The organism is Microcystis sp. M_QC_C_20170808_M3Col, assembly GCF_007095505.1.
In the GTDB taxonomy this organism is placed as follows: Bacteria; Cyanobacteriota; Cyanobacteriia; order Cyanobacteriales; family Microcystaceae; genus Microcystis.
Genome location: NZ_SFBY01000111.1, coordinates 1 through 2,799, shown reverse-complemented (window position 1 = coordinate 2,799; position 2,799 = coordinate 1). Strand labels below are relative to the sequence as shown.

Below are 2,799 nucleotides of genomic sequence, written 5' to 3'. Positions count from 1 at the left end.
CGGTGTCAGTCTGTAGAGCGACCATAAGACCAGAACAGAGTAAATCTGTTAAGGCAGGTGCGGAACCCCGCAAGGGAAAGAAGCAGAAACCTAAATCGTGAGGTTTGGGAATCACCGTCAGTTTACGGCGGTGAGGATGTCAACAATATCTCTTTGTTTTATGCGTTTTATGGCCTCTGATTGATATTGGCTATAGAGCGAAGCTGGCACAACCTCTACAATGCTCGATATGCGGCCGAATCCTTCTCTGACAAGTGCCAGATCAAGTCCCTTGCAAGCGGCTATTTTGGGAATGTATTCTTCTGCATCCTCAAGACAGACATCGGGAGTTAGAAAACAAGCGTTGTCGCCGACAGATTGCATCAACCTCCCCACCTTCACCCCGAATACACTTCTTATGATGATATTAGCGTCGAGAACGACGAATTTGAGTCTCACCCGTCTAAATCCTTTCTCTGATTGGCTCTGTCCGCTTCACACATCTGACGAAACTCACGAACAATATCGTCTTCGGAAATTCCCTTTTGACTTAACAGGTACTCAAATTGAGCGGCCACCGCTTGTAAGGCAGCGATATCGGCGCTTTTACTCCCCTGTTTAACGGGGAAATAGAACCCAACAGTATGACCGTGACGTAGTACCTCAACGGGAGTCTCACCGTATATGTATTTAGGGAGTTCGCTCCGAAATTCTCGCACCCCAATTTTCTCAATGTCATGCTTATCCATAGTCTCTCTCGTTGTGTACGCATTGTGTACATAGTGTAGCACTATTTGAGAAAGGATATCAACAAATAACTTTGCTCATGTTTTACCAGATTAAAAATCTAATCTGGTTTAAAGAAAATACCATCCATTTGCAACATCCTTCCAAATTTTATTATTTTCATTTATTACTTATAATCTTTTTGATTAAGAGCTTCATTTTTCCTTTAGTTACTCGAACAAGGTTTCCAATATAATAAAAATCTCTTAATTGTTTATAATACAGAAATCTCATCACGCCTTTAGCCCCTCCCTGACAATGAATGCACAAAAATTTTATCTCTTTATTTAAATTTTTATTATATCCATTCTCGCTGTCCAACATAGAGAATGTAAGGATGATAAGAATTTTGCTTATATAATTTAGAAGTTACTGAAGGCTCATAACTTAGAGAGTAACCATGATAGACAACAGATATTTTTTGAGTACCAATATCAAAAATATCTATCAGATCTTTCTTCGTATTTTTAGAAACACATATGATATGGTCTGCTCGTTTAATTGATTGTAATTTAATAGAGGAAAAGTCTTTTTGTAATCTAGGAGCGAAGTTGATCCATTTGGGAGCAGAATCAGCGAATTTTTCATGAATCATATCATGTACTGTAATTACTCTTTTAGTTTTAGATGAATTAGCAGCAATGCTATTAAAAGCGTAGTATGTTTCATGAAGAATATCAGGAGTATCAGATTTTATCCAGACTTTAGATATTAGAGCGTTGATAAAATCTACAATCCTAGTTGTTTTAGGTATTGATGGTCTTTTCCATCCATCAACCAAATTAGGAGGACAATGCCTTAAATATTCATTTATATATAAACCCGCCAGAATTTTTACTTCACAATCGTCGAAGTTTGCCATTCGTGTGGATAACTCGTAAAGATATCGAGAAACTCCACCATACTTTTGCAAATTAAAAATTTGATGGTCATAGACAATTTTCATTACATTAATTCGTTGGTTTATGTGATCTATTTTGTTTAAATTTGGTCTAAAATAATATCTCTATCTGAAAATAATTTGCTTTTCATTCGTTTACTAATATATTCATATAACAACTTAGAAAGCCTTCCAGATAAAATCTTGAATAATCGATTATTAATCGTTTTGTCAGTAAGGATATGCAAACCATAATTGCTAGTATAATAAAAATTTAAGGACATTTGTTTTGCTAAGAAATCGAGAGTCTTGTGCTGAAAAAAAGATATGTGCTGACCTGTTTCATGGGCATAGTACCACCAATCATTTGGTGCTGGAGGAAGCCCATCAAAAAGCTGAGTTGAAAAGATAAAAGTTTTGCATTCTGTATCTTCGAGTGCTTTAGATATAAATTATACAGGATCATACACGTGTTCAAGAACTTCAAATGCAGTAACTGCCGAAAAAGCATTGTTTGTATTACTAGCTTCAAAATAATTTGCGAATATATTTTGACAGTATAAATCTGACCAGTAAAAGTCAAACCCTACATCTCTCATCAACCTTGTTAATAGTCCATAGCCACCTGCTATATCTAAATATTTACCATTTTTTTCAAATAAATAATATAAAACACAAGTTAATTTTTTGGATATAGCAATATTTCTCGCTACTAATCCTGTATCTGTAGATGCTATGGCACTTTGATATGATTCTTCTAACCAGTATGGTTTCTCAGTTTGCAGGAAACCACAATTTTGGCAAAAAAAGTAGTCAACTTCATATTTTCCCAAAAGTTTGGCTCTAAAAATATTTTCTCTGTCTGATTGACAAATTGGACATTTGCCGTTCATGTGTACTGTAATCGACTCAACTATTAGAGTAATTAATTTAGGATTTGCTTAATTTTACTGTTGAAACGAAGCCATAAATTTGAAGCATAATTATTATTATGAGTAAAATCATCCGCTTCAACATGGCGCAGCAAAAATGGGGGATGTTTTAACGGAAAATTCATTTCTTTAACAGGAAGATTTGCAACTCGACTTTTACTGCTGCTTGTATGAGTAGCACCTTCACCAAATCCAATATTACTAACTAAATTTACATTAGGA

The 2,799-nt window shown here is 35.1% G+C and carries 4 protein-coding genes and 1 pseudogene; all 5 read right to left on the bottom strand.

Features of this window, described 5'->3' with window-relative positions; translation table 11 throughout:
• Positions 1 to 117: 117 nt before the first annotated feature.
• A complete protein-coding gene (locus tag EWV84_RS05475; protein WP_287076971.1) occupies positions 118 to 363 on the bottom strand; it encodes a PIN domain-containing protein in 246 nt (81 codons plus the stop codon).
• Between the two features lie 71 nt (positions 364 to 434).
• Positions 435 to 728 (bottom strand): hypothetical protein, encoded by a 294-nt coding sequence (locus tag EWV84_RS05470; protein WP_286823651.1) that lies wholly within the window; start codon positions 726 to 728, stop codon positions 435 to 437.
• A 335-nt stretch (positions 729 to 1,063) separates the two neighbouring features.
• Positions 1,064 to 1,711, bottom strand: coding sequence for a glycosyltransferase (locus EWV84_RS05465; protein WP_287076969.1), 648 nt, complete (start codon positions 1,709 to 1,711; stop codon positions 1,064 to 1,066).
• A gap of 386 nt (positions 1,712 to 2,097) precedes the next feature.
• Positions 2,098 to 2,538: a methyltransferase domain-containing protein gene (locus EWV84_RS05460; RefSeq protein ID WP_287076966.1), complete on the bottom strand. Its 441-nt coding sequence runs from the start codon at positions 2,536 to 2,538 to the stop codon at positions 2,098 to 2,100.
• A gap of 32 nt (positions 2,539 to 2,570) precedes the next feature.
• Positions 2,571 to 2,799, bottom strand: a pseudogene (locus EWV84_RS05455) (glycosyltransferase family 2 protein); the annotation flags it as partial.

What these genes read in the sequence shown, in the direction of transcription:
- EWV84_RS05470 (WP_286823651.1), bottom strand. Translation starts at nt 728, where the DNA reads ATGGATAAGCATGACATTGAGAAAATTGGGGTGCGAGAATTTCGGAGC.
- EWV84_RS05460 (WP_287076966.1), bottom strand. Translation starts at nt 2,538, where the DNA reads ATGAACGGCAAATGTCCAATTTGTCAATCAGACAGAGAAAATATTTTT.
- EWV84_RS05465 (WP_287076969.1), bottom strand. Translation starts at nt 1,711, where the DNA reads ATGAAAATTGTCTATGACCATCAAATTTTTAATTTGCAAAAGTATGGT.
- EWV84_RS05475 (WP_287076971.1), bottom strand. Translation starts at nt 363, where the DNA reads ATGCAATCTGTCGGCGACAACGCTTGTTTTCTAACTCCCGATGTCTGT.